At 65.3% G+C, this 24,069-nt stretch carries 24 protein-coding genes; 12 read left to right on the top strand and 12 right to left on the bottom strand.

What is annotated here, in order from left to right:
- Positions 1–51: 51 nt before the first annotated feature.
- From IN820_RS16545 to IN820_RS16525, 5 genes are all read right to left on the bottom strand, one after another.
- A complete protein-coding gene (locus IN820_RS16545; RefSeq protein ID WP_193682012.1) occupies positions 52–1,605 on the bottom strand; it encodes a sulfite reductase subunit alpha in 1,554 nt (517 codons plus the stop codon).
- An 86-nt stretch (positions 1,606–1,691) separates the two neighbouring features.
- Positions 1,692–2,567: a DUF4198 domain-containing protein gene (locus tag IN820_RS16540; RefSeq protein WP_193682011.1), complete on the bottom strand. Its 876-nt coding sequence runs from the start codon at positions 2,565–2,567 to the stop codon at positions 1,692–1,694.
- A gap of 14 nt (positions 2,568–2,581) precedes the next feature.
- Positions 2,582–3,091 (bottom strand): DUF2271 domain-containing protein, encoded by a 510-nt coding sequence (locus tag IN820_RS16535; RefSeq protein ID WP_193682010.1) that lies wholly within the window; start codon positions 3,089–3,091, stop codon positions 2,582–2,584.
- Positions 3,092–3,101: 10 nt separating this feature from the next.
- Positions 3,102–3,695 carry a PepSY-associated TM helix domain-containing protein gene (locus IN820_RS16530; RefSeq protein ID WP_193682009.1) on the bottom strand — a complete coding sequence of 198 codons (594 nt, stop codon included), beginning with the start codon at positions 3,693–3,695 and terminating at the stop codon, positions 3,102–3,104.
- Positions 3,696–3,861: 166 nt separating this feature from the next.
- Complete coding sequence (locus IN820_RS16525) at positions 3,862–6,090, bottom strand: TonB-dependent receptor domain-containing protein (RefSeq protein WP_193682008.1); 2,229 nt, start codon at positions 6,088–6,090, stop codon at positions 3,862–3,864.
- A 471-nt stretch (positions 6,091–6,561) separates the two neighbouring features.
- Between IN820_RS16525 and IN820_RS16520 the strand changes: the two genes are divergently transcribed.
- The 3 genes from IN820_RS16520 to IN820_RS16510 are packed head-to-tail and all read left to right on the top strand — an operon-like array spanning position 6,562 to position 8,890.
- Positions 6,562–7,308 (top strand): 5-oxoprolinase subunit PxpA, encoded by a 747-nt coding sequence (locus IN820_RS16520; protein ID WP_193682007.1) that lies wholly within the window; start codon positions 6,562–6,564, stop codon positions 7,306–7,308.
- A complete protein-coding gene (gene pxpB, locus IN820_RS16515) occupies positions 7,305–7,979 on the top strand; it encodes a 5-oxoprolinase subunit PxpB (protein WP_193682006.1) in 675 nt (224 codons plus the stop codon). Before IN820_RS16520 ends, pxpB begins: the two co-directional genes overlap by 4 nt.
- Entirely contained in the window at positions 7,976–8,890 is a 915-nt protein-coding gene (locus IN820_RS16510; protein WP_193682005.1) for a 5-oxoprolinase subunit C family protein, read from the top strand. Before pxpB ends, IN820_RS16510 begins: the two co-directional genes overlap by 4 nt.
- Before the next feature lie 209 nt (positions 8,891–9,099).
- On the opposite strand, the gene IN820_RS16505 is transcribed toward IN820_RS16510, so the two are convergent.
- The gene (locus tag IN820_RS16505) at positions 9,100–9,804 is read right to left on the bottom strand and encodes an SIMPL domain-containing protein (RefSeq protein WP_193682004.1); all 705 of its coding nucleotides are present in this window, start codon (positions 9,802–9,804) and stop codon (positions 9,100–9,102) included.
- A gap of 154 nt (positions 9,805–9,958) precedes the next feature.
- Here IN820_RS16505 and IN820_RS16500 point away from each other — a divergent pair, with 154 nt between their 5' ends.
- The 6 genes from IN820_RS16500 to IN820_RS16475 all read left to right on the top strand — a co-directional run bounded on the left by IN820_RS16500 (position 9,959) and on the right by IN820_RS16475 (position 14,941).
- Positions 9,959–11,212 (top strand): ATP-binding protein, encoded by a 1,254-nt coding sequence (locus IN820_RS16500; RefSeq protein ID WP_193682003.1) that lies wholly within the window; start codon positions 9,959–9,961, stop codon positions 11,210–11,212.
- 33 nt (positions 11,213–11,245) lie between these two features.
- Positions 11,246–11,806, top strand: coding sequence for a response regulator transcription factor (locus IN820_RS16495; RefSeq protein WP_102894574.1), 561 nt, complete (start codon positions 11,246–11,248; stop codon positions 11,804–11,806).
- 235 nt (positions 11,807–12,041) lie between these two features.
- Positions 12,042–12,983 (top strand): AEC family transporter, encoded by a 942-nt coding sequence (locus tag IN820_RS16490; protein WP_193682002.1) that lies wholly within the window; start codon positions 12,042–12,044, stop codon positions 12,981–12,983.
- A 200-nt stretch (positions 12,984–13,183) separates the two neighbouring features.
- On the top strand, positions 13,184–14,161 hold the full coding sequence (locus tag IN820_RS16485; protein ID WP_193682001.1) for a M23 family metallopeptidase: 978 nt from the start codon (positions 13,184–13,186) through the stop codon (positions 14,159–14,161).
- Positions 14,142–14,498, top strand: a complete 357-nt coding sequence (locus tag IN820_RS16480; RefSeq protein WP_193682000.1) for a hypothetical protein — start codon at positions 14,142–14,144, stop codon at positions 14,496–14,498. Before IN820_RS16485 ends, IN820_RS16480 begins: the two co-directional genes overlap by 20 nt.
- Positions 14,499–14,515: 17 nt before the next feature.
- Positions 14,516–14,941 (top strand): bactofilin family protein, encoded by a 426-nt coding sequence (locus tag IN820_RS16475; RefSeq protein ID WP_193681999.1) that lies wholly within the window; start codon positions 14,516–14,518, stop codon positions 14,939–14,941.
- A 45-nt stretch (positions 14,942–14,986) separates the two neighbouring features.
- On the opposite strand, the gene IN820_RS16470 is transcribed toward IN820_RS16475, so the two are convergent.
- The 6 genes from IN820_RS16470 to gatC form a co-directional block, all read right to left on the bottom strand.
- On the bottom strand, positions 14,987–16,072 hold the full coding sequence (locus tag IN820_RS16470) for a calcium/sodium antiporter (RefSeq protein ID WP_193681998.1): 1,086 nt from the start codon (positions 16,070–16,072) through the stop codon (positions 14,987–14,989).
- Between the two features lie 34 nt (positions 16,073–16,106).
- Complete coding sequence (locus tag IN820_RS16465; protein WP_193681997.1) at positions 16,107–17,192, bottom strand: calcium/sodium antiporter; 1,086 nt, start codon at positions 17,190–17,192, stop codon at positions 16,107–16,109.
- Between the two features lie 79 nt (positions 17,193–17,271).
- Positions 17,272–17,676 carry a septal ring lytic transglycosylase RlpA family protein gene (locus IN820_RS16460; RefSeq protein WP_193681996.1) on the bottom strand — a complete coding sequence of 135 codons (405 nt, stop codon included), beginning with the start codon at positions 17,674–17,676 and terminating at the stop codon, positions 17,272–17,274.
- 138 nt (positions 17,677–17,814) lie between these two features.
- Entirely contained in the window at positions 17,815–19,263 is a 1,449-nt protein-coding gene (gene gatB / locus IN820_RS16455; protein WP_193681995.1) for an Asp-tRNA(Asn)/Glu-tRNA(Gln) amidotransferase subunit GatB, read from the bottom strand.
- Positions 19,264–19,324: 61 nt separating this feature from the next.
- Positions 19,325–20,776, bottom strand: a complete 1,452-nt coding sequence (gatA, locus tag IN820_RS16450; RefSeq protein ID WP_193681994.1) for an Asp-tRNA(Asn)/Glu-tRNA(Gln) amidotransferase subunit GatA — start codon at positions 20,774–20,776, stop codon at positions 19,325–19,327.
- Between the two features lie 14 nt (positions 20,777–20,790).
- The gene (gene gatC, locus IN820_RS16445; RefSeq protein ID WP_193681993.1) at positions 20,791–21,078 is read right to left on the bottom strand and encodes an Asp-tRNA(Asn)/Glu-tRNA(Gln) amidotransferase subunit GatC; all 288 of its coding nucleotides are present in this window, start codon (positions 21,076–21,078) and stop codon (positions 20,791–20,793) included.
- A gap of 315 nt (positions 21,079–21,393) precedes the next feature.
- Here gatC and mreB point away from each other — a divergent pair, with 315 nt between their 5' ends.
- From mreB to mreD, 3 genes are all read left to right on the top strand, one after another.
- The gene (gene mreB, locus IN820_RS16440; RefSeq protein ID WP_193681992.1) at positions 21,394–22,431 is read left to right on the top strand and encodes a rod shape-determining protein MreB; all 1,038 of its coding nucleotides are present in this window, start codon (positions 21,394–21,396) and stop codon (positions 22,429–22,431) included.
- A gap of 178 nt (positions 22,432–22,609) precedes the next feature.
- Positions 22,610–23,557 (top strand): rod shape-determining protein MreC, encoded by a 948-nt coding sequence (gene mreC / locus IN820_RS16435; RefSeq protein ID WP_207793661.1) that lies wholly within the window; start codon positions 22,610–22,612, stop codon positions 23,555–23,557.
- A complete protein-coding gene (mreD, locus tag IN820_RS16430) occupies positions 23,554–24,042 on the top strand; it encodes a rod shape-determining protein MreD (protein WP_193681991.1) in 489 nt (162 codons plus the stop codon). Before mreC ends, mreD begins: the two co-directional genes overlap by 4 nt.
- Positions 24,043–24,069 lie beyond the last annotated feature (27 nt).

Raw genomic sequence — 24,069 nt, 5'->3', positions numbered from 1 at the left:
TACGAAGGCCGCTCCCCGGAGCGGCCTTCTGCTTTCCGCGTTGCCGCTTCGTCAGTACAGGTCGCGACGATAACGCCCTTGCTCGCCAAGCTTGTCCAACTGCTCCTGGCCCAGCAGGCCGAGCAGGATCTGTTGCACTTCCTGTCCCATTCCCTCCAGGCTGCCACAGACGTAGATCGCCGCGCCCTGGGCCAGCCAGCGACGCAGTTCGTCGGCAGCATCACGCAATGCGTGCTGCACGTAGCGTTTCTCCGCCTGGTCGCGGGAGAAGGCCAGGTCCAGCCGCTGCAGATGGCCGTCTTCGAGCCATTGCTTCAGCTCGTCGGCGAAGAAGAAATCATGTGCCTCGTTGCGCTCGCCGTACAGCAGCCAGTTGCGAGAACCGTGCAGGACGGCACGCTCGCGCAGATGCGCGCGCAGCCCCGCGATGCCCGTGCCGTTGCCGATGAGGATCAACGGGGTTTCGGCGGCAGGGCCATGGAACGAAGGGTTGCTGCGAATGCGCAGATCGATTTCCTCGCCCGTTTCGGCGTACCGGCACAGCCATCCGGAGCCTAGTCCCGGCGTGCCGTCGGCATGATGGACCTCGCGCACCAGCAACTGCAGCGAACCATCGGCAGGTGTCGAGGCGATCGAATACTCGCGGTGGGGTAGCAGCGGAAGGGCCAGCAGGGCATGAGCGTTCAACCCACGCAGTTCCGCATTCCGGGGAAGTCGTCGCCTGGAAAGCTGTACGGCCAGGCTCTGGCTCTCGACGAGGCCATGTGGGTCGAGTCCCACCTGCCGCAACATCGTCTCGATACGACCCAGGTCGTGCCGTGGTCCGACTTCGACGATGTCGCCGGCGCGCCAATCTTCCTGGCCGTTTGGCGGCGCGAGGGTCAGGTGGTGTACCGGCGCCCCGGAACTGCCGGGGTTGAGGCAGCGACGATCGGTTAGCCGCCAGGGTTGGTAGGGGGGCGGCAGCCAATCGCTGAAGTTGCCGTTGCCGCTCAGGTGAGCGAGCTGGTGTTGCCAGTGACGCAGCACGCCGGGGTCGGCACGGTCAGCCTCCAGACGATCGAACAATGGCGTAGCGCCGAGCTGGCGCAGTCTTTCGTCGAGGCGGCGGCCGAATGCGCAGAAGTCCCGGTACTGGCGATCACCGAATGCCAGCACGGCATAGTCCAGGTTTAGCGCTCGCACCTCGTCAGTGGCGAGCCGCCGCTCGAAGCGGGCTGCGTTGTCCGGCGCCTCGCCTTCACCATAGGTGCTGACGACGAACAGGATGCGTTGCGCAGGCAGCCGGGTCGGCTCCAGCGCATTCAACGACAACAGCTGCGCATTCAGGCCGGCTTCGCGCAACTGGTTGGCGCTGCGTTCGGCGAATGCCCGTACTTGTCCGCTCTGGCTGGCATAGGCCACCAGCACGTGCGCCGAGGCGTCTGGCGCCGCTTGCGGGCGCAGCTGCCCACGCCAGCAGTACAGCGACACCCCGAGGTAGACCGCGACCACCAGCGCCGCGCTGACCTCCCGTGCGGGTTGCCACCACAGCAGACACGCGCCGCTCGCGATGCAGCAGAGCAGCGGCCAGGCACGTTGGAGCGATGAAAAAGGCGAGGGCAAGTGAAAGGCTCGTTAACAGGAGGCCGGAAGCAAGATCGCCCGGGCCGTCGGTGACGGCCCGGGCGTTGCCGGTACGTGGCGCCAGCTCAGGGCGCCAGCACTTCCAGGGTTGCGCTGTAGCTGGCGCGGCGCTCGGTGGCCGGTTTGCTGACACCCTTGTCGGTGGTCAGCTCGGCTTCCAGCCAGTACATGCCGGCTTCGGGCCAGGTGATGCTGACCTTGCCGTCGGCGTCGGTGGTGGCCTTGATCTCGCCCAGGTCATCGCGGTAGCGATTGCCGCCGGGTATCACGCTGATCTCCACGCCGGCCGCCGGCTTGCCATCGAGCAGGAAGGCGAACTGCGCCGCTTCGCCGGCGAACAGGTCGTTGGGGTGAGTGACCGGTGCCAGCTCCAGCCCCTGTCCTGTCGGCGCGAGCACGGTTTCGCTCGGTGCGCCGGAGGTGACGAAGACTTCCATGCGGCTGCTGTTCTGCGACACTTTCAGTTCGTCGGCCTTGGCCGGAACGTCCTTGGCGAAATGCTCCGGGGCGCCCATCCAGCGGCGTACCTGGCCGTTTTCCTTCCAGCTGGCGAACAGCCCGCTGTTGGCGATGGCCAGCTTGTAGGTGCCTTTCTGGCTCAGCTGCACATCGAAGGTGCTGCGGTAGCGACCGATGCTGCCGTTGAGCGGCTCCAGGTGGCTGCCGTCCGGGGCCTGGATCGACAGTTGCGCGGCCGGGCGCGGACGCATGCCGGGCGGGCCGCCGGCCGGCGCCTGGTCGAGTGCGCCGACGCCGGCGATACGCAGGGGAAAGTGCTCGAAGTAGAACAGATCGTTGGAGACGGCGGCATCGACGGTGATCCACGGCTCATCACCGGAAAGCACGGTGGCCGAGGGCAGCATCCAGGCGCGGTGGGCCTGGGCCGAGAGAGGCAGGCAGACAGCGAGGGCCAGGGCGGTCCATTTGATGACGGGTTTCATGGCGAGCTTCCTGTTCAAGGGGTCAACGTGAGGGTGATGGCGCCCAGTTCGCTCTGGCCCTGGGCCTGGTGGCTTTCGTTCCGCTGTGGCGGCCAGCTGAAGGGGACGCGCAGCAGTTCGCGGCCCCCCACTTCGCGGGCGGCCTCGACGACCAGGCGGTACTCACCGGCTTCGAGCTTCTTCAAGGGGGCCTGCTGGTCCGAGAACCGCAGCGTATGGCTGCCCACGGCGCGGGTGGCGCCGCTGATGCCATCGACCGGCATCTCCAGGGCGCGGCCACTGCGGCGCCACCACTGGCGCAGGTCCTTGAGCCACTTCTCGCCTTCCTTGTCCTTGAGCTTGGTGTCGTACCACACCGCGAGGTTGGCGACATGGCTCTGGTCCGGCCGCTCCACCCAGATGGCGACATACGGACGATGGTATTCGGCGACGTGCAGGCGGGGAATTTCCACGTCCAGCTGCAGGTCCGCGGCGAACAGCGGCGAGCTGAACAGGGCGAGGGGCAACAACAGGCGTTTACGCATGAGCAGTCCTTTAATGAATGAAGAGCAGCGCCAGCAACAGCGGGATCACCAGCCCCAGCCCTACCAGCGGCCAGGTGCTTGGGCGGTTGCCGGCATGGCGTTGCAGAAGCAGTAGGCCGGTGAGGCTGAACACCACGCAGGCGGCGGCGAAGAGGTCGATGAACCAGCTCCAGGCCGCGCCGCTGTGGCGGCCCTTGTGCAGGTCGTTGAAGTAGGCGATCCAGCCACGATCGGTGGATTCGTATTCCAGCTCGCCGGTTTCCAGGTCCAGGCTCAACCAGGCGTCGCCGCCGGGACGGGGCAGGGCGACGTACAGCTCGCCATCGCTCCACTCGGCTTCGCGGCCTGCCAGGCGGATATCCAGGGCCTGTTCCAGCCACTCCTGCAGGCCGACGGGCAAACCCGACTCGGGGACGCCGGCCCGCAGGGGGGCGAGCAGCGACTCGGGCAATCGGGTGCTGTGGGTTTGCACCTGCGGTCTGCTCTCGATCTGGCCGGCATGGTTGAGCGTGATGCCGGTTATCGCGAACAGCAGCATGCCGACCAGGCACAGCGCGGAGCTGATCCAGTGCCATTGGCGCAGGGTGCCGAGCCAGAGGTGCATAGTGGTCCTTGTCATACGGAGCGATGGCCGGATTCTAGGGCGCTTGCCCGCTGGGATGCTAAAGATTTACAAACAGCATACATTCGCGTTTTGTCGCGCGCATGCCGGGTGTGGCCCACAAACGACGAAGCCGGGATACGTCCCGGCTCGTTGCGTCGCTTTTCTCTTAGAACGTGATGTTGGCAGACAGCCAGAGGCGGCGGCCTTCTTCCAGAGTGCCGGTAGTCGATTGGGCGGTCTGGATGTAGTGAGACGCCCAGCCGGTCGCGCCGGTATCGGTGACGTAAGTTTCGCCGTCCAGGAAGTCCTTGTCGAACAGGTTGTAGATGGTGGCGTTGAGGGTTACGTTTTCCGAAGCGCGGAACGAGCCGCCCAGGTGGAATACTTCATATGACTTCAATTCACCGACCTGGTCCATGAGGGCCCGGTTGGCGTCACTCAGAGTCGCATAGCGCTGGTTGAAGCGGGCGCGCTCGCCCCGGTATTCGCCTTTAAACCACAGGCTCAGGCGGTCGGTGGCGCTCCAGTTGAGGCTGGCATGAGCCATGTGCTTCGGCGTATTGGTCAAGGGAGCGCCCTTGTCGGGTCCGCTTTTCTGTTCACTGTCGGTGTACGTGTAATTACCCGACAGCGACCAGGCTGGTGCGAACTGCCAGCGTCCTGCTAGCTCCAGACCTTGGGTCTCCGCCTCGCCGATATTGATGCTCTGGGCGAAGCTTTCCTGCAGGAAGCTACTACCCAGATCAACGCATCCAGGCTGATTGGGATTCGTGGGGTAATTACAGTTGGGAAGCGGAGTGCCGTCGTCGATCTTGTCCTTGAACTTGGTATGGAAGAGGGTGGCGTTGGCGCTGAAGTTGGCGAGGTCATCGTAGTAAACGCCAACCTCGGTATTGGTGGTGATTTCAGGATCGAGATCCGGGCTGCCAATGGTGATGGTCGAGCCTTGGCCGCTCACACCGTTGATGCCGTCGTGCAATTGATTGAGTGTCGGGACTTTGTAGCCGCGGCTGACCCCGCCTTTAACAGTCCAGCTATCGGTCGCGCTCCAGACGAGGTAGGCACGGGGGCTGAAATGACCGCCGAAAGCCTCATGGTCTTCGTAGCGGCCGCCGAGCGTCAGAGCCAGGTCGTCGCGCAGACGCCATTCATCTTCGATGAACAGCGCCCAGGACGACTGCTCGAATTTTTCGGTCGCGATTCCGTCCTCGACTTCGGCATCCCAGTATTGTGCGCCAATCGTGGCGATATGGGACTCGCCTACAGGGGCGACCAGCTTGGTATCAAATACCAGATCGGTAGACTTCAGTTTGCGATCATTGCCGCCAACGATGTTCGGATAGCCGGTGTAGGGGATGCCGAGAGTGCCGGGAATCGTACGGCCCAGCGTCTCGGTGGTGTTGTGGGTCAGGCTGCTGTCGAGGGTGCCGAAGCCGAAACGGCCGGTATGGGACAGAGCGAACTGATCACGTTCGAAGCGTAGTTCATCCTTGTAGCCACTGATGTTCGTCGGAGCGTCGACGGTACAACCACCGATGGCGTTGCCTCCTGCTTTCCCGTCGAGAGTGCCGAGCTGGCAATCGTCGTTGTTGTAAACCTGACGGCCACGCTCGAAGTCCAGGGATAGGTCGTGGTTTTCATGCGGTGTGAGCGACAGCCGGGCTCCGAAGTTGGTGTTGCGTCCTTCCACCGGCGCCGCGCCACGCTTGCTGACGGTGTTGTCGTTATCGAAGCTCAAATCGGACTCGCCACGGTCATAGAGGCTACCGCGCACGGCCAGGCCCAGCAGGCCGTCAATCAGTGGACCACTGGCATACAGGCTGGCCTTGCTGGCATCGCCATAGTCGCGGTTGTCTTGATAGGTATGGTCCAGACTCAGCGAGCCGCCCCATTCGGGGGCGACTTTCTTGGTGATGATATTGACTACGCCGCCCATGGCATCGGAACCGTACAGGGTGGACATCGGGCCGCGGATGACTTCGATTCGCTCAATGGCTGACATCGGCGGCATGAAGCTGGTGGAGGTCTCGTTGAAACCATTGGGCGTGACATTGCCCGCAGCGTTCTGCCGACGCCCGTCGATCAGGATCAGAGTGTATTCACTGGGCATGCCGCGAATGCTGATATTCAGGCCGCCGGTCTTGCCGGTGCCCTGGCGCACATCGATGCCTTCGACGTCTTCCAGCGCCTGCGCCAGATTGCCGTAGCGCTTCTGCTGCAGATCCTGCTGGCTGATCACGCTGATGCTCGCCGGTGCCTCGGTAATTTTCTGCTCGAAGCCGGAGGCGCTGACCACCGTGTCGCCGAGGGTGACGGGAACATTCTGGGCGACGGCGCTCAGGCTGCTGAACACGACGGCGCTGGCCAATACGGTGCGGGCGTAGGGAACATGCATCCGTGGAACTCCTTGGTGTTGAGTGTCGATAGTTTTTAGTAGTGCGCATGATAGTAATTCGCGATTGCAAATTGACATTCCCTTTACATGCGTGGTCAGGATGGAAAGTAAAAATCGGCCTACAGGCCGCGGCTGGCCTGGCTTTGCCGTGTTGTTTCGATATGTTGCGAGGGGTTCCGGCTATGGCGCCGGGCTTTTCCTGTTGCGATAGTCTGTAGGGTGGGCTTTAGCCCACGCTGACTGCCATTGGTGGGCTGAAGCCCACCCTACCTGGACTGCCAAGGGCGCAAAAACATCGCCCAGGTCAGGCTCTGCAAAAAACAGCATGTGAAACCGAACCCGTCCCAGGGACTTCACCGAACCTGTGGTGGGGTTGAAGCGCACAAGGCTGGAAGTCTTCCGGAACCGCTTGGCAACGGCATATGGCTTTGCCTGTTGCGACTGGCTCCACAAAAGCCGAAGCTCTACGGCATGACGACCCGCATACTGCTCAACTGCGACATGGGTGAGAGCTTCGGTGCCTGGAAAATGGGCAACGACGAACACGCCATGGCGCTGATCGACCAGGCCAACCTGGCCTGTGGCTTTCATGCCGGCGACCCGCTGACGATGCAGCGCAGCGTCGCGCTGGCGGTTCGCCATGGAGTGAGCCTCGGCGCGCACCCGGCCTACCCGGACCTCGCCGGCTTCGGTCGTCGCCATCTGGCCTGTTCGGCAGAGGAAGTGCAGGCGATGGTGCTCTACCAGATCGGCGCGCTGGATGCGTTCTGCCGTGCGGCCGGCACCCAGGTCGCCTACGTCAAACCGCACGGCGCGCTGTACAACGACCTGGTGCGCGACGATGGGTTGTTCACCGCGGTGCTTGCGGCCTGTGCCGCCTACCGGCCAGGACTACCGCTGATGGTGCTGGCGCTGGCCGACAACCGGCGGGAAGCCACCCTGGCCGAGGCGGCTGGTGTGCCGTTGCTGTTCGAGGCTTTCGCCGATCGGGCCTACCAGTCCGACGGCCAGCTGGTGCCGCGCCGCCTGGACCACGCCGTGCACCAGGAGCCGCAGCGCATTCTCGACCAGGCGCTGGCGATCGCCCGTGGCGAGCCGTTCGCCGATAGGGATGGCAGGCCGCTGCGGCTATGCGCCGACAGCCTCTGCGTTCACGGTGACAATCCCGAATCGCTGGCGATACTGCGCCGCCTGCGGGCATTGCTCGACGCCGCATGATTCGCCTGCAGCCGATCGGCGCGCAGGCGCTGCTGGTGGTGCTGGCCGAGCAACCCTATCCGGACTTGCCCTCGCATATCGCCGCGCTGGCCGCCGCCGTTCGCCGGGAGCTCGGGCCCTGGCTCGTCGATCTGGTGCCGGGCTGGACGACCTTGCTGCTGCACTACGACCTGTTGCTGACCGATCACGCACAACTTGCCGAGCGCCTGGCGCCGCTGTTGGCCCGCTGGCCCGGCGAGGCCGCCCGGGAGCGGTCGCCGCGCCGACACGAGATTCCCATCTGGTATGCCGGGAAGGATCTTGCCGAGGTGGCCCGGGCCTGTGGCCTGAGCCAGCAGGAAGTCATCGCCGTGCATTGCGCGACGGAGTATCGCGTCGGTGCGATCGGTTTCGCGCCAGGGTTCGCCTACCTCGGCGAGCTCGATTCGCGGCTCGTGCTGCCGCGCCGCGCCACGCCTCGCACGCGGGTTCCCGCGGGCTCGCTGGCGATCGCCGAGCGGCAGACGGCGATCTATCCGCAGGCCTCGCCCGGTGGCTGGCACCTGCTCGGCCGCTGTCCCTGGCGCCTGTTCGATGCCGAGCGGGAGCCGCCGTGCCCACTGCAACCGGGTGATCGGGTGGTCTTTCATCCCATCGATGCCGCGCAGTTCCGCGCCGAGGCCGCCGGATGAGCGGCCTGCGCGTGCTGCGTGGCGGGCCGCTGAGCCTGCTGCAGGACGCCGGCCGTTTCGGCTGGCAGCATCTGGGCGTTTCGCCGAGCGGCCCGCTGGACGTGCAGGCCGCGGCCTGGGCCAATCGGTTACTGGGCAATCGCTGGGGCGCGCCGCTGCTGGAGATCGCGCTGGGGGATTTCGAGCTCGAGGCGCTGGTGGATACCTGGTTGGCGGTCTGTGGCGCGGATATGCCGATCAAGGTCGATGATGAGCTGCGGCCGAACTGGTCGCGCTTTGCGCTGCGCGTGGGCGAGCGCCTGCGCCTGGGTTTCGCCCGCAGCGGGCAACGGACCTATCTGGCGGTGGCCGGTGGTTTCCGTGTAGCAACGACGCTGGGTAGCGTGGCGACCCAGATGCGCGAGGGGCTGGGTGGGCTCGCCGGCCGCGGCGGCGCGCTGCGGGCGGGCGACCTGCTGCCATGCCTGCCGGCACGATTGCCTGGCGCGGCCAGCGTGCCCGGGGCTTTCGTGGTGGATTATCGCGCCGAGCCGTGCCTGCGGGTGATGGCCGATCCGAACGGTCTTGCTGCCGGTGAGCGGCAGCGGTTCTTCGAGCGACGCTGGACGCTCAGTCCACAGTCCGATCGCATGGGCGCGCGTTTGCTCGGCGAGCCTCTGTCGCCGACTCCGCAGCAATGGTCACAGGGTGTGGTCGGCGGCAGCATCCAGGTGCCGCCGGACGGCCAGCCGATCGTACTCATGGCCGATCGCCAGACCATGGGCGGCTATCCGCTGCTGGGCTGGCTGCACCCGCTGGACATGGCGCGCCTGGCCCAATGCCCGGCGCATAGCCCGCTGCGCTTTCGGCCCGTCGAGCTGTTGCAGGTCCAGGATGAGCTGCGGCAGTTCTACCGTTTCTTTCGTGGCTGAGAGGTTGGCGAGCGCGCCCGCGGCGATGATGAAAAGCGGGAGCGACAGACTCTACGCCAAGCTGAGGCAGGCTGGGTGGAGCCGCCCAGGTTGGGCCTGCGAAGCCCAACGAGCGAGGAATCAGGCGACACATTCGTGCGCCACGCGCAAGACCCGCCTTCTCCGTGTGCTGGGCTTCGCCGCTGCGCAGCTCAGGCTACGCCCCGACCCTAGGGCATCTGCACTTCGATCACGCCATCGGCGTTGACCGTCACCTGCCGGGTGCCGGCTTCGACTTCCGGTACCGGCGCGGCATCCATCATGTTCATTTTCATCGCCGAGCTGCGCATCATCGGCTGGTAGCCGGCGCTGTTGAGGTTGAGGCTGACCAGCTTGTAGCCGGAGCCGCCGAGGGCCTCGGTGGCCAACTGGGCGCGGGCGCGGAAGGCGGTGACCGCATCCTTGAGCAGGGCATCCTCGTTCTGCTTGCGAATCGAGTCGGAGACGCTGAAATGCATGCTGCCCATCTTCAGGCTCTGCATCAGCTCGGCGGTGAGCTTGGACAGGCTGGCGAAATCGCTGCTTTCCAGGCGTAGCTCGGCGCGCTCGCGCCAGCCGGTGATCTGCTGACCCTTTTCCTCGTAGACCGGATAGCTGCTGCGGCTGCCCTGGCTGACGATCACTGCCTTTTCCTGGCGCGCACGCTGCACCGCCTGGTTGAGCGTGCGGGTGGTTTCGGCGGCGAGCTGCGCCGGATCGCTGTGCTGTGCTTCGCTGTAGAGCGTGACGTGCATGCGGTCATGGGCGACTTCGCTGCTGACTTCGGCGCGCAGGGCGACCTGATTGTAATGCGGCTGTTCGGCTGCGGCGGGCAGGCTGGTGACGGCCGCGATGCAGGCCAGCAGGGCGGCGCTGCGAAAGAAAGCATGGGGCATGATGGCTCCTTGATATGAGCGCCGCTGAGGGCGCGTAAGCAGAAACTGTACCTTCCTCGATGACGGCGCGCAGCCGTTGTATGCGTCGCGTTGCCGCATTGCGGGCAGGCCCGGGAGTGGCTTGGTTATACTCCGGCGAATTGTTGGAGACTTCATGTACACATCCGTTCCGCTGCTTTCGGCCAGTCGCCAGAACCTCCGGCTGCTGACGCTCATCCGCGTCCTCGTACTGGCCGCGCAGTCCGGCGCTGTCGGTATGGCCTACGCCACCCAACTGCTGACACTGCCGTGGCTGGCCCTGGGCATCACCCTGGCGGTGTCGGCGATCCTCTGCCTCGGTACCGCCTTGCGCCTGCGCGGCCCCTGGCCGGTCACCGAACTCGAATACGCGGTGCATCTGGGCTGCGATCTGCTGGTCCATAGCGCACTGCTGTATTACTCCGGTGGCTCGACCAATCCCTTCGTTTCCTACTACCTGGTGCCGCTGACCATCGCCGCTGCGACCCTGCCGTGGCTGTATTCCATCGTGCTGTCCGGGCTGGCGCTGCTGGGTTACACCCTGATGCTGGTCTGGTACGACCCGCTGACGCTGCCACCGTTCGAGCGCGCCACGCTGCAGGTCTACGGCATGTGGCTGAGTTTCGCCCTGGCGGCGGCGCTGATCACCTTTTTCGTCGCCCGTATGGCCGAGCAATTGCGGCGTCAGGAGCAGCAGCAGGCGCAGCGTCGCGAGGAAAGCATGCGCGATCAGCAGTTGCTGGCCGTGGCCACGCAGGCGGCCGGCGCCGCCCACGAACTGGGCACTCCGCTGGCGACCATGAGCGTGCTGCTCAAGGAGTTGCGCCAGGAATACAAGGAGCCGCAGTTGAACGAGGACCTCGGCTTGCTGCAGTCGCAGGTGCAACTGTGCAAGGAAAGCCTGCGCCAACTGGTTCGCGCCGCCGAGGCCGATCGGCGCCAGGCGGTCGTCGAGCAAACCGCTCGCGAGTGGGTCGAGTCGGTGCTGCAGCGCTGGCATCTGATGCGCCCCGAGGCGACCTATCGCTTCCAGTGCGTCGGGCGTGGCTCCTCGCCCCGCCTGATGCCGCCGGCGGATCTCAGCCAGTCGTTGCTCAACCTGTTGAACAATGCCACCGACGCCAGCCCGGAAAATCTCGACATCCGCCTCGACTGGGACGCCCAGTGGGTCAAGTTGACCATCCGTGACCATGGCGCCGGTGTACCCTTGGCCATCGCCGAGCAGATCGGCAGGCCGTTCATTACCACCAAGGGCAAGGGTTTCGGCCTTGGCCTGTTTCTCAGTCAGGCCAGCGTGACGCGCGCTGGCGGCACAGTGAAGCTCTACAATCATGAAGAAGGTGGCACACTGACCGAACTGCGCTTGCCGCACGGTTCGGTTCGCGCGTGACCCTGATCGTGACTCAACGCGAGGAATGCACAGATGACCGACGAATTGCAGCAAGAGGGTGAAGAACAACCTCATCTGCTGTTGGTGGATGACGACCCGACGTTCACCCGCGTGATGGCGCGCGCCATGAGCCGCCGTGGACTGCAGGTCAGTATCGCCGGTTCGGCCGAAGAGGGACTGATGCTGGCCAAGCAGGACATCCCCGACTACGCGGTGCTCGATCTGAAGATGGAGGGTGATTCCGGCCTGGTGCTGCTGCCCAAGCTGCTCGAGTTGGACCCGGAGATGCGCGTGCTGATCCTGACCGGCTACTCGAGCATCGCCACCGCGGTGGAGGCGATCAAGCGTGGCGCCTGCAATTACCTGTGCAAGCCCGCCGATGCCGACGACGTGCTGGCGGCGCTGCTGTCGCAGCATGCCGACCTGGACAGCCTGGTGCCGGAAAACCCGATGTCGGTCGATCGCCTGCAGTGGGAACACATCCAGCGTGTGCTCAGCGAGCATGACGGCAATATTTCCGCCACGGCGCGCGCGCTGGGCATGCACCGTCGGACGTTGCAGCGCAAGCTGCAGAAGCGGCCGGTAAGGCGATAGAAGGCTCTGTCTGAGTCGGCTGTCCTGTAGGAGCGGGCCATGCCCGCGAATATTCCAGCGCGCAAAGCTTCGCGGGCATGGCCCGCTCCTACGGATGTTCGGAACACCTCGACTCTTCGAGCAGCACGCAATTGGGACTGAGCGATAAAAAAGCCGCCTTGGGCTGGCTCCGGTTTCCAGCTTAGGGATTGTCTACGGTTAACATAGGGCAGCCTCCTCGCTCCCGAGTTCGTCCATGCTTCCCATCGTCATCCAGACCTTGAGTATCACCGCTCCGGTATTCGCCATGCTGTTTCTCGGCGTGGTGCTCAAGCGTGCCGGCTGGATCGATGCGTCCTTTGTCCACATGGCCTCGGCGCTGGTATTCAAGGGCACCATGCCGGCCCTGCTGTTCGTCTCGATCCTCAAGGCCGATCTGAGCGCCGCTCTGCAGCCGGCCTTGCTCGGCTACTTCGTGCTGGCGACCATCGGCACCTTCCTGCTTGCCTGGGGCTGGGCGTTGTGGCGCTGCCCGGTAGAGGATCGTGGGGTCTACGTGCAGGGGGCCTTTCGCGGCAACAACGGCATCGTCGGCCTGGCATTGGCCGGCAGCCTCTATGGCGACTACGGGCTGTCCCTCGGCAGTGTCCTGGCCGGAGTGGTGATCCTGGTTTACAACAGCCTGTCGGCGATGATCCTGGCGATCTACAGCCCCAACGGGCGGGCCAGTGCGACGGCAATCCTGGCGAGCATCGCGCGCAACCCACTGATCATCGGCGTGGTCACGGCCATGCCCTTCGCCTATTGGCAGATCGCCCTGCCGGACTGGCTGATGACCTCCGCCGAGTATTTCGCGCAGATGACCTTGCCGCTGGCGCTGATCTGCATTGGCGCCACGCTGTCGCTGGCGGTGCTGCGCGAGGGCAGTGGAAGCGCTCTGAGTTCGAGCCTGATGAAGATGGTCTGGCTGCCGGCGATCGCCACGCTGGGGGCCTGGGCCTGTGGTTTCCGCGAGGCGGATCTGGCTATCCTGTTTCTCTACTTCGCCAGCCCGACGGCCGCGGCGAGCTTCGTCATGGCGCGCGCGGTGAACTCCAATCACCAGTTGGCCGCCACCATCATCGTGATCACCACGCTGATGGCTGCGGTCAGCACCAACGCCGGGCTCTTCCTGCTCGGCTGGCTGGGGTGGATCTAGTCGTTGCCGTTTCGCTCGCGGCCACGAGCGGAACGAGGAGACCCGGGCCGCCAGCGTGATCGATATCGGTTTCAGCTTAAGGAAAGCTGTGCAATGGTCGTAATCGTCAATGGGCCTCAGAAAAAAATACCCGTTTCCGTCAAAGTGCCTCGGATGATCGATGCCGGGCCTGGCCGCCTTGCTTTCCGGGGATTTGCATGATGCCGTTTTTCAAACCTTCGAGCCGTTCGCTGACGCGCGATCTCAATCGCATCGTCAACCTGCGCCGCCTGCTCGGCCCGAGCCTGGCTTTACTGGCGGCGCTGAATCTGGGGTCGTTCGCCGGTGGCGTCTGGATCGGGCGGGACCTGGGCAGCGAGCCGTTGTCCGCGAGCCTGGACGAACCCGCGCTCGTCGATGAGGATCATTTCGCCATTACCCGGGTCGGCGAAGTGGTCGGCCGGCTGAAATCGCTGGAATCCGATGTGCTCGCGCTGCAGCAGATGCTGGGTGAACAGCGCGCCCTGGGCGAGCAGCTCTCGGCACTCGACCCGAGCCTGTTGCCCTTGCTGGCGCCGGAGAGGCCGGCGCGTGGCCGTGCCGGGCAGGGGGGCATCCTGTTGCCGCCGCGAGGCTGTTCGGGGGAATTGGCGGTCGATGCCGTATCGCTGGACGATCTGGAGCGTAGCGAGACGTCAGTGCGTTGTATGCGTGCGGTGCTGGACGCGATGATGCAGCGCGTGGCCGAGCGCAATGCGGCGCTCATGGCGATTCCTTCCCGCCGTCCCGTCGGGGAGGCGCGCCTGGGGTCGGCCTACGGCAACCGTATCGATCCATTCAGAAAGCGATTGGCCTTCCATTCCGGCGTCGATTTCGCGTCGAATTCCGGTTCGGCCGTGTTCGCCGCCGCCGGTGGCCGGGTTCGCTTCGCCGGTTATCGCGGCGCATACGGCAAGCTAGTGGAAATCGATCATGGCAACCGGCTCGTGACGCGCTACGCGCATCTGTCGCGGCTGCATGTACGGGCGGGCGAGGTGGTCACGCCCGAGCAACGGATCGGGGCCGTGGGCTCCACCGGGCGCTCCACCGGGCCACACCTGCATTTCGAGGTGCTGCACGACGGACGGTTCGTCGACCCGCAGCGCTTCCTCGCCCTTGGCGATATGGAGCGGGACAGCGATGTTCAGCCTCGCGACTAGAAAACCCAACACGCGCGAGCTGGTGCGCGCCGAGCACCGTCTGTTGGCCGCCCCATCCGGGCGCCCATGGCTCTGGACGACGTTCGCGATGCTGTGCCTGGTCGTCGCGCTGCTGTTGCTGCGCGGCGAGGAAAACGCCGCCCACCAGCGGCGGATCGCCGCGATGGCCGCCGAGAACCAGGCGCTCCAGGCGGCGCTGGAGCAGGGGCGATTGCAGCGCCAGGAAGCCCAGGCGACGGAACAGCAGTTGCTCAGGCGCATCGCTCAATTGTCCGCGCAGATCGAACGATTGCAGACAGACCTGGCCTTCTTCCGGCAACAGAAGAAGGCTCGTTGACAGGTGGAGGAGTGAGTATGTTCAACAAGAAAAAGCGGGTTTCGCGAGTCACCGTCGACCAGTTTTCCAGCCTGATTTCCGGCAATGTGTCCATGGTCGGCGACATGCAGTTCGAGGAGGGGCTGAAAATTCTCGGCACGGTGACGGGCGACGTCCGTCACCAGCCGGGAACGCACAGTCTGCTGGCGTTGGGTGCCGAAGGGCGAATCGAGGGCAACGTCAGCAGTTACGATGCGCTGATCGACGGCACCATCGTCGGCGACCTCGTGGTGGAGCATCTGCTCGAGCTGCATTCCAACGCACGGGTGCGCGGCAATATCCGCTACCGCCAGCTGAGCATGGAGAACGGTGCGGTGGTCGACGGCACGCTCAACCGGATGGGCGACGAAGACGAGGGCGCACAAGTCCTCGAACTGCCGCGGCCGCAGGTTCGCGAAGGCTGAGCCGAGGGCCTGTCTGTCGAGGCAGGCCCGTGTACAGGTCGGCTTTCAGTGCTGCCGTTTCCAGGCGCGAGCGCTGATCACCAGCAGGGTGATCAGGGTCAGCGGCAACGCGTAGCCGAGCATGGCGTCGCCAAAGGTCTCGGCAAGCGGGCGACCGGTGCTGGCCAGTACCAGGTACAGCGTATAGGCCACGTAATAGGCGAGGAACAGCAGGCCTTCCCAGCGGTTGATGCTGTAGCCGCTGAAGAAGATCGGCAGGCAGGCCAGCGCGACCGCGATCATCACTGGAAAGTCGAAGGCCAGTGCATTGGGCGACACGGCGATCGCCAGCGGCGAAACCAGCGAGGCCAGGCCGAGCACGCAGAGCAGGTTGAAGATGTTGCTGCCGACGATGTTGCCGACGGCGATATCCCGCTCGCCACGGAAGGCGGCGAGCATCGACGTGGCCAGCTCCGGCAGCGAGGTACCGATGGCGATGACGGTCAGGCCGATGACCAGTTCCGACAGGCCCAGCGCGCGGGCCAGCGCCACGGCACCCTCGACCAGGAAGTTGGAGCCGAGCACCAGCAGCGCCAGGCCGGCGATCACCAGGCCGGCATTGATCAGGCCGGCATGGGGCTTGGCCGGCTGATCCAGGCCGAACTCCTTGGCGAACTCATCGTCCGCTGCGGCGGCTTTCTCGCGGCGGCTGCTGATGACCAGAAAGAGCGTGTAGACCACCACGGCGGTGAACAGCAGCGCGCCGTCCAGGCGGCTGAGTTCGCCGTCCCAGGCCAGCGCGAAGGTGACCAGGCTGGCGCCGATCATGATCGGCACGTCGAGGCGGATCAACTGGCGCGATACCACCAGCGGTGCGACCAGTGCGGTCATGCCGAGGATCAGCAGGACGTTGGCGATGTTGCTGCCCAGCACGTTGCCGATGGCGATATCGCCGCTGCCGTTGAGCGCGGCCTGGACGCTGACCGCCGTTTCCGGGGCGCTGGTGCCGAAGGCGACCACGGTCAGGCCGATCACCAGCGGCGAGATGCCGAACTGGGCGGCGAGTCTGGCGGCGCCGCGTACCAGGACCTCGGCGCCGGCGACGAGCAGCACCAGGCCGGCAAAAAGGTAGACGAAAGTCATCAGGGTCACGATGGTTGCTCCGGGAAAAACGAAAGGGGGGGAATCAGCGCTGGCGCTGCCAGGCGCGCAGGAAGATCACCAAAAGCGTGATGGCCGTCAAGGGGAAGGCGAACCAGAGCATGGCATCGCGCAGCAGATCGATCGCGCCGAGGCCGGTGGCGAACATCACCAGATACAGCGTGTAGGCTACGTAATAGGCGAAGAACAGCAGGCCTTCCCAGCGGCGGATGCAATAGCCGGAGAAGAATATCGGCAGGCACGCGACGAAAACCGTGAGCATGATGGGGAAGTCGAACGACTGCGCGTTCGGCGAGATCGATAGACCTTCGCTGGCTACCGCCGCGCCTGCGCCGAGCACCAGCAGCAGGTTGAAGATGCAGCTACCGACCACGTTGCCCACCGCGATATCGCGCTCGCCCCTGAGCGCTGCCAGCAGCGACGTGGCCAGTTCCGGCATCGAGGTGCCGACAGCCACCACCGTCAGGCCGATGACCAGTTCCGATAGACCCAGCGCGCGCGCCAACGCCACGGCGCCTTCGATCAGCAGGTTCGAGCCGCCCACCAGCAGGCCCAGGCCGATCACGATGAGCAGCAGGTGCAGGAGCCAGGCCAGCGGTCTGGCGGTTTCGTCCGGACCGAACTCGGTGACGAATTCGTCGCCAGCCGGCGCGTTTCGCTCGCGTCGGCTGGCGATCACCAGAAACAGCGTGTAGCCGACCAGGCAGATCAGCAGCAGGGCGCCATCGAGGCGACTGATGCGGCCATCCCAGGCCAGGGCATAGCAGAGTAGGCCGGCGCCTATCATCACCGGGACGTCCAGGCGGATCAGTTGACGGGACACCACCAGTGGTGCGACCACCGCGGACAGCCCGAGAATCAGCAGGATGTTGGCGATGTTGCTGCCGATCACATTGCCCACGGCAATGTCACCGCTGCCGCTCAGCGAGGCCTGCACGCTCACCGCCGTTTCCGGGGCGCTGGTACCGAAGGCGACGACGGTCAGGCCGATGATCAGCGGAGGGATGCCGAAGCGCCCGGCCAGCCTGGCGGCGCCGCGCACCAGCGCCTCGGCGCCGACCACCAGCAGCACCAGGCCACCGATCAGGTAGGCGAAAGTCATCAGCGACATGTGGCCGTTTCCAGGTTTTGGGGCGGAACGGGCGCAATCAGGGGCGCGCGGAGGATGGCGACTGAGGTCATGGCCTGGCTCATGGCAGGGTTTCGATGCGCACGCGGGCCACGCCGGCGCCGAGCATGTCCAGCTGCACGGCGGCGGCGCGCGAAACGTCGATGATACGGCCGCGACGGAACGGCCCCCGATCGTTGATGCGCACCACTACCTGCTTACCGTTGTGCAGGTTGGTGACGCGCACCCTGGTGCCGAACGGCAGGCTGCGGTGCGCGGCGACGAGGGCATTCTGGTCATGGATTTCCCCGTTGGCGGTGCGTTTGCCATGGTGCAGCGTGGCGTAATAGGAGGCCTTGCCGCTCTGGCTGAAGCTTTCCTGGCGTGCCGGGATCGGTGTTCCGGCCGAGGGCGCGGGCGCTCGCTCGGCACAGCCGCCTACCAGCAGGGCCAGCAGCAGCGGAACGAGAAGCCGGGTTTGGCGCATGGACGATCCTTTCGTTGGGTAGACCGCAGAAAGCCCGCGGCTGGCGCCCCGGGATCGATCATGTGCCATGGATGTGGAGCGAGGCGGGGCGGCAAGCCGGGCAGGCCCGCGGGCGGAGCGCGCGCGGACCCTTCAGCCTTAGCCTTCGAGTTTTTTCTTGAGCAGTTGGTTCACCTGGCCGGGGTTGGCCTTGCCTTTGGAGGCCTTCATCGCCTGGCCGACGAAGAAGCCGAACATCTTGCCGCGCTTGGCTTCGTCGCTGGCGCGGTACTGTTCGACCTGCTCGGCGTTGGCGGCGAGCACCTCGTCCAGCATCGCTTCGATGGCGTTGGTGTCGGTGACCTGCTTGAGGCCTTTCTTCTCGATGATTTCATCCGCGGTGGCGCCTTCGCCGGCGGCCAGCGCTTCGAAGACCATCTTGGCGATCTTGCCGCTGATGGTGTTGTCCTTGATGCGCTGGATCATCCCGCCCAGCTGCTCGGCGGAAACCGGCGATTGCTGGATGTCCAGGTTGTCCTTGTTGAGCAGGCTGGACAGCTCGCCCATGACCCAGTTGGCCGACAGCTTGGCATCGCCGCAGGCGCTCTGCACCGCCTCGAAGTAGTCGGCCAGCTCGCGGCTGGCCGCCAGCACCGTGGCGTCGTAGGCGGACAGGCCGAACTCGCGCTCGAAGCGCTCACGCTTGTGCACCGGCAACTCCGGCAGGCTGGCGCGCACCTCGTCGAGGAAGCGCTGCTCGATCACCACCGGCAGCAGGTCGGGGCAGGGGAAGTAGCGGTAGTCGTTGGCTTCTTCCTTGCTGCGCATGGAGCGCGTCTCGTCCTTGTTCGGGTCGTACAGGCGGGTTTCCTGCACCACCTTGCCGCCGTCCTCGATCAGCTCGATCTGGCGCTGCACTTCATGGTTGATCGCCTTCTCGATGAAACGGAAGGAGTTGACGTTCTTGATCTCGGCACGGGTGCCGAACTCGGCCTGGCCCTTGGGCCGCACCGAGACGTTGCAGTCGCAGCGCAGCGAGCCTTCGGCCATGTTGCCGTCGCAGATGCCCAGGTAGCGGACCAGTGCGTGGATCGCCTTGACGTAGGCCACGGCTTCCTTGGCGCTGCGGATGTCCGGCTCGGAGACGATTTCCAGCAGCGGCGTGCCGGCACGGTTGAGGTCGATGCCACTCATGCCGTGGAAATCTTCGTGCAGGCTCTTGCCGGCATCCTCTTCCAGGTGTGCGCGGGTGATGCCGATGCGCCGCGTGGTGCCGTCTTCCAGGGTGATGTCCAGGTGCCCCTTGCCGACGATGGGATGGTCCATCTGGCTGGTCTGGTAGCCCTTGGGCAGGTCCGGGTAGAAGTAGTTCTTGCGCGCGAAGACGTTCTTTTCGGCGATCACCGCGTCGATCGCCAGGCCGAACTTGCAGGCCATGCGCACGGCTTCGGCATTGAGCACCGGCAGGGTGCCGGGCATGCCGAGGTCGACCAGGCTGGCCTGGGTGTTGGGCTCGGCGCCGAAGGTGGTGGCGCTGCCGGAAAAGATCTTCGATTGGGTGGCGAGCTGTGCGTGGATCTCCAGCCCGATCACGGTTTCCCATTGCATGTGCGTGTTCCTCGAACTCTATAAGCCCCTCTCCTCTCGCGGGAGAGGGGGCGGCAATGCCTCAAAAGCCCTGCGGTGCCCGCGTGTGCCAATCGGTGACTTGCTGGTACTGGTGCGCCACGTTGAGCAGGCGCGCCTCCTGGAAGTACGGCGCCAGCAGTTGCACGCCCACCGGCAAACCGTCGATGAAGCCGGCCGGCATGGAGATGCCCGGGATCCCGGCCAGGTTGGCGGTGATGGTGTAGATGTCTTCCAGGTAGGCCGAGACCGGGTCGGCGTTCTTCTCGCCGAGCTTCCAGGCGAGGTTCGGCGTGGTCGGGCCGAGAATCACGTCGACCTCCTCGAAGGCGGCGACGAAGTCGTTCTTGATCAGCCGGCGGATCTTCTGTGCCTTCAGGTAGTAGGCGTCGTAATAGCCGGCCGAGAGGGCGTAGGTGCCGACCATGATGCGGCGCTTGACCTCGTCACCGAAGCCTTCGGCGCGCGAGCGCTTGTAGAGATCGGTGAGGTCGGCGGGGTTCTCGCAGCGGTAGCCGAAGCGCACGCCGTCGAAGCGCGAGAGGTTGGAGGAGGCCTCGGCCGGCGCGATCACATAGTAGGAAGGGATCGCATGCTGCATGTTCGGCAGGCTGATGTCCTTCACCGTGGCGCCGAGCTTCTTCAGCTCGTCCACCGCCCGCATCACCGCGTCGGCGATCTTCGGGTCGAGACCGGCACCGAAGTATTCCTTCGGCAGGCCGATGCGCAGGCCGGCGAGCGGCTGGCTCAGCGCGGCGAGGTAGTCGTCCAGCGGCTGCTCGACGCTGGTGGAATCCTTGGGGTCGAAGCCGGCCATGGCCGCCAGCAGCAGGGCGCAATCCTCGGCGGTGCGTGCCATGGGGCCGCCCTGGTCGAGGCTGGAGGCATAGGCGACCATGCCCCAGCGCGACACGCGGCCGTAGGTGGGCTTGAGGCCGGTGAGGTTGGTCAGTGCCGCCGGCTGGCGGATCGAACCGCCGGTGTCGGTGCCGGTGGCGGCCGGGATCAGACGGGCGGCGATGGCGGCGGCGGAGCCACCGGAAGAGCCGCCGGGCACGCGGGTCGGGTCCCAGGGGTTCTTCACCGGGCCGTAGTAGCTGGACTCATTGGCCGAACCCATGGCGAATTCATCCATGTTCAGCTTGCCGAGGGTGACGGTGCCGGCGGCGGCGAGTCGTTCCACGACGGTGGCGTCGTAGGGCGCCTTGAATGCATCGAGAATCCGCGAGCCGCAACTGGTGCGTACGCCCTGGGTGCAGAACAGGTCCTTGTGACCGATTGGCGCACCGAGCAGCGCACCGTCCTCGCCCGCGGCGCGACGGGCGTCGGCGGCCCGGGCCTGTTCGAGGGCCAGTTCCTCGGTGACGCTGATGAAACTGTTGAGTTGCGGGTCGAGCTGCTCGATGCGCGCCAGCAGGGTGCGGGTCAGCTCTTCGGCGGAGAAACGCTTCTGCGAGAGGTTGCGGGCGATCTCGGCAAGCGTCAGTTGATGCATATCGGCGTCCTTCATCACTCGATCACCCGTGGGACCAGGTACAGGCCGTCTTCCACGGCGGGAGCGATCGCCTGGTAGGCGTCACGCTGGTTGCGCTCGGTGACCACATCGGCGCGCAGGCGCTGGGTGGTCTCCAGGGGGTGGGCCAGCGGCTCGATGCCGCAGGTGTCGACCGCCTGCATGCGATCGATCAGGCCAAGGATGTTGTTGAGGGTCTCGGTGGTGCGGGGCAGGTCGGCTTCAGCCAGGCCCAGGCGGGCCAGGTGAGCGATCTTTTCCACCTCGGTGCGTTCAAGCGCCATCGGGTATCTCCAGCGGAAAGCGAGTCGGGGCTGCCCTTGCGGCGGTCGAACGGCGCATGAGGACATCATGGGTCGAATCGCGGCAACGGGCTTTCGAGCCCGGAAAAGCCGTCAATCTTACATGTCCGGGGCGTTTCCCGGTAGCGCCGGCCGGGATATGGCGGTTCGGGCCGGCTGCCCAGGCATTGCCCTGCATCGCGTAGTGGCTCACGTCTGGCGTGATGAGGGCGGACTCGCACCTTGCCCTAAGTTCGCACCATTGTTAGAGTTTGCGGCACTTTTTTCCCCACGCGTTTGCCCCAGGGCCCTTTTCCCATGTTCAAGAAACTGCGTGGCATGTTTTCCAGTGATCTGTCGATCGACCTGGGCACTGCCAATACCCTTATTTACGTGCGTGATCGCGGTATCGTTCTCGACGAGCCGTCGGTGGTCGCCATTCGTAGCCACGGCAATCAGAAGAGCGTGGTGGCCGTGGGCACCGAGGCCAAGCGCATGCTGGGCCGTACCCCGGGCAACATCAATGCGATTCGCCCGATGAAGGATGGCGTGATCGCCGACTTCAGCGTCTGCGAGAAGATGCTGCAGTACTTCATCAACAAGGTTCACGAGAACAGCTTCCTGCAGCCCAGCCCGCGTGTGCTGATCTGCGTGCCGTGCAAGTCGACCCAGGTCGAGCGCCGCGCCATTCGCGAGTCGGCGCTGGGCGCCGGTGCCCGCGAAGTGTTCCTGATCGAGGAGCCGATGGCGGCTGCGATCGGCGCCGGCCTGCCGGTGGACGAGGCGCGGGGGTCGATGGTCGTCGACATCGGTGGCGGTACCACCGAGATCGCGCTGATCTCCCTCAACGGCGTGGTCTATGCCGAATCCGTGCGGGTCGGTGGCGATCGTTTCGACGAGTCCATCGTGACCTACGTGCGTCGCAACTACGGCAGCCTGATCGGCGAGTCGACCGCCGAGCGCATCAAGCAGGAAATCGGCACCGCGTTCCCGGGTGGCGAAGTGCGCGAAGTCGACGTCCGTGGCCGCAACCTGGCCGAAGGCGTACCGCGCAGCTTCACCCTGAACTCCAATGAAGTGCTCGAGGCGCTGCAGGAGTCGCTGGCGACCATCGTCCAGGCGGTCAAGAGCGCACTCGAACAGTCGCCGCCGGAGCTGGCGTCCGACATCGCCGAGCGTGGCCTGGTGCTCACCGGAGGGGGCGCGCTGCTGCGCGATCTGGACAAACTGCTGTCGCAGGAAACCGGCTTGCCGGTGATCGTCGCCGAGGAGCCGCTGACCTGCGTCGCGCGGGGTGGCGGTCGCGCCCTGGAGATGATGGACCGTCACACCATGGATCTGCTGTCCACGGAGTGAGCCCCAGGCGGTAAGCTCCTGGGGGCTGTTGACGTTTCGCTCGCGGCTCGTGCCTAAACGTCAATAGACTCTGGACAAGCCGAAAGCCCGGTCAGACCGGCTTTCGGCTTGTCGCGTTCAGTTTGAAGCTTTCAGCCGTGAGGTATTCGCAATCAAGCCGCTATTTGCCAAGGGACCTTTGCTCGGTGTGCGCCTGCTGGTGTTCGTCGTCCTTTGTGTCGTGCTGATGGGGGTGGATGCGCGCTTCGACGCGCTGAAGACGGTGCGCAGCCAGATGGGGCTGGTGCTGACGCCGTTCTACTGGCTGGCGGACATGCCGGTGCGCATCTGGAAGGGCGCCACCGAACAGATCGCCAGCAGCAGCAGCCTGATGGCCGAGAACGAGAAGCTCAAGGCCGAAGCGCTGCTGATGCAGCGGCGGCTGCAGAAGCTGGCCATGCTGACCGAGCAGAACGTGCGTCTGCGCGAACTGCTCAACTCGTCGGCGCTGGTCGACGACCGGGTTCTCGTCGCCGAATTGATCGGTCTCGATCCGAATCCGTTCACCCATCGCATCCTGATCGACAAGGGCGCGAAGGACGGCGTGTTCCTCGGTCAGCCGGTGCTCGACGCCAGCGGCCTGATGGGGCAGGTGGTCGAAGTGCTGCCCTACGCCGCGCGAGTGCTGCTGCTCACCGACGTGACCCATAGCATTCCGGTGCAGGTCAACCGCAATGGCCTGCGCGCCATCGCCGCGGGCACCGGCAATCCGGATTATCTCGAACTGCGCCACGTGGCCGAAACCGCGGACATCAAGGCCGGCGACCTGCTGATCAGTTCCGGACTCGGTCAGCGTTTTCCCAGCGGCTACCCGGTGGCCCAGGTGACCGAGGTGGTGCGCGGCTCCGGCCAGCCCTTCGCCATCGTGCGGGCGGTGCCGACGGCGATGCTCAATCGCAGCCGCTATCTGATGCTGGTCTTCAGTGATTCGCGCAGTCCGGAAGAACGCGCCGCTGCAGCCGCCGAGGCGCAGGCCGACGCGGACCGCCAGGCCGCCGAGCAAGCGGGCCAGGCCAGCGAGCCGCCTGCCGAGGATGCCGCCGAGCAAGGTGAGCCGCCGGCCGTGGAAGCGGGGGTGGCGCAATGATCGAGGGGCGCCCGAACAACGGTTGGGTCATCTGGTTCAGCCTGACCGTGGCCTTGTTGCTCAGCGTGGCACCGATGCCCGGCAGCGCCGAGCTGGGGCGCCCGTTGTGGCTGGGGCTGGTCATCGCCTACTGGTCGCTGGTCCTGCCGCATCGGGGTGGCCTGGGAGCCGCGTTCTGTTTCGGGCTGGCACAGGATGTGCTCGCCGGTACGCTGTTCGGCCAGAGCGGGCTGCCGCTGATTCTGATCGCCTTCCTGGTCCTGAGCCTGCAGCAACGCCTGCGCATGTTCCCGCTGTGGCAGCAGAGCATGGTGCTGCTGGTCATTTTCGGCCTGGCCCAGTTGGTCCAGCTCTGGCTCAACACGCTGACCGGCAACCGTCCGCCGACGTTGCTGTTCCTGGTGCCGGTGCCCATCAGCGCGTTGCTCTGGCCCTGGGTGTTCGTGGCGCTGCAATGGCTGCGCCAGCGTTTCGCCGTCCATTGAGTGATGAACCGCCCGCCCAGTCGGCTT

Source organism: Pseudomonas lopnurensis, from assembly GCF_015070855.1.
In the GTDB taxonomy this organism is placed as follows: domain Bacteria; phylum Pseudomonadota; class Gammaproteobacteria; order Pseudomonadales; family Pseudomonadaceae; genus Stutzerimonas; species Stutzerimonas lopnurensis.
This window is presented reverse-complemented; position numbering and strand designations above follow the sequence as displayed.

Coding starts and splice junctions, on each gene's coding strand:
- IN820_RS16540 (WP_193682011.1), bottom strand. CDS start 2,567: ATGAAACCCGTCATCAAATGGACCGCCCTGGCCCTCGCTGTCTGCCTG.
- IN820_RS16535 (WP_193682010.1), bottom strand. CDS start 3,091: ATGCGTAAACGCCTGTTGTTGCCCCTCGCCCTGTTCAGCTCGCCGCTG.
- IN820_RS16530 (WP_193682009.1), bottom strand. CDS start 3,695: ATGCACCTCTGGCTCGGCACCCTGCGCCAATGGCACTGGATCAGCTCC.
- IN820_RS16525 (WP_193682008.1), bottom strand. CDS start 6,090: ATGCATGTTCCCTACGCCCGCACCGTATTGGCCAGCGCCGTCGTGTTC.
- IN820_RS16520 (WP_193682007.1), top strand. CDS start 6,562: ATGACGACCCGCATACTGCTCAACTGCGACATGGGTGAGAGCTTCGGT.
- pxpB (WP_193682006.1), top strand. CDS start 7,305: ATGATTCGCCTGCAGCCGATCGGCGCGCAGGCGCTGCTGGTGGTGCTG.
- IN820_RS16510 (WP_193682005.1), top strand. CDS start 7,976: ATGAGCGGCCTGCGCGTGCTGCGTGGCGGGCCGCTGAGCCTGCTGCAG.
- IN820_RS16505 (WP_193682004.1), bottom strand. CDS start 9,804: ATGCCCCATGCTTTCTTTCGCAGCGCCGCCCTGCTGGCCTGCATCGCG.
- IN820_RS16500 (WP_193682003.1), top strand. CDS start 9,959: ATGTACACATCCGTTCCGCTGCTTTCGGCCAGTCGCCAGAACCTCCGG.
- IN820_RS16495 (WP_102894574.1), top strand. CDS start 11,246: ATGACCGACGAATTGCAGCAAGAGGGTGAAGAACAACCTCATCTGCTG.
- IN820_RS16490 (WP_193682002.1), top strand. CDS start 12,042: ATGCTTCCCATCGTCATCCAGACCTTGAGTATCACCGCTCCGGTATTC.
- IN820_RS16485 (WP_193682001.1), top strand. CDS start 13,184: ATGCCGTTTTTCAAACCTTCGAGCCGTTCGCTGACGCGCGATCTCAAT.
- IN820_RS16480 (WP_193682000.1), top strand. CDS start 14,142: ATGTTCAGCCTCGCGACTAGAAAACCCAACACGCGCGAGCTGGTGCGC.
- IN820_RS16475 (WP_193681999.1), top strand. CDS start 14,516: ATGTTCAACAAGAAAAAGCGGGTTTCGCGAGTCACCGTCGACCAGTTT.
- IN820_RS16465 (WP_193681997.1), bottom strand. CDS start 17,192: ATGTCGCTGATGACTTTCGCCTACCTGATCGGTGGCCTGGTGCTGCTG.
- IN820_RS16460 (WP_193681996.1), bottom strand. CDS start 17,676: ATGCGCCAAACCCGGCTTCTCGTTCCGCTGCTGCTGGCCCTGCTGGTA.
- gatB (WP_193681995.1), bottom strand. CDS start 19,263: ATGCAATGGGAAACCGTGATCGGGCTGGAGATCCACGCACAGCTCGCC.
- gatA (WP_193681994.1), bottom strand. CDS start 20,776: ATGCATCAACTGACGCTTGCCGAGATCGCCCGCAACCTCTCGCAGAAG.
- gatC (WP_193681993.1), bottom strand. CDS start 21,078: ATGGCGCTTGAACGCACCGAGGTGGAAAAGATCGCTCACCTGGCCCGC.
- mreB (WP_193681992.1), top strand. CDS start 21,394: ATGTTCAAGAAACTGCGTGGCATGTTTTCCAGTGATCTGTCGATCGAC.
- mreD (WP_193681991.1), top strand. CDS start 23,554: ATGATCGAGGGGCGCCCGAACAACGGTTGGGTCATCTGGTTCAGCCTG.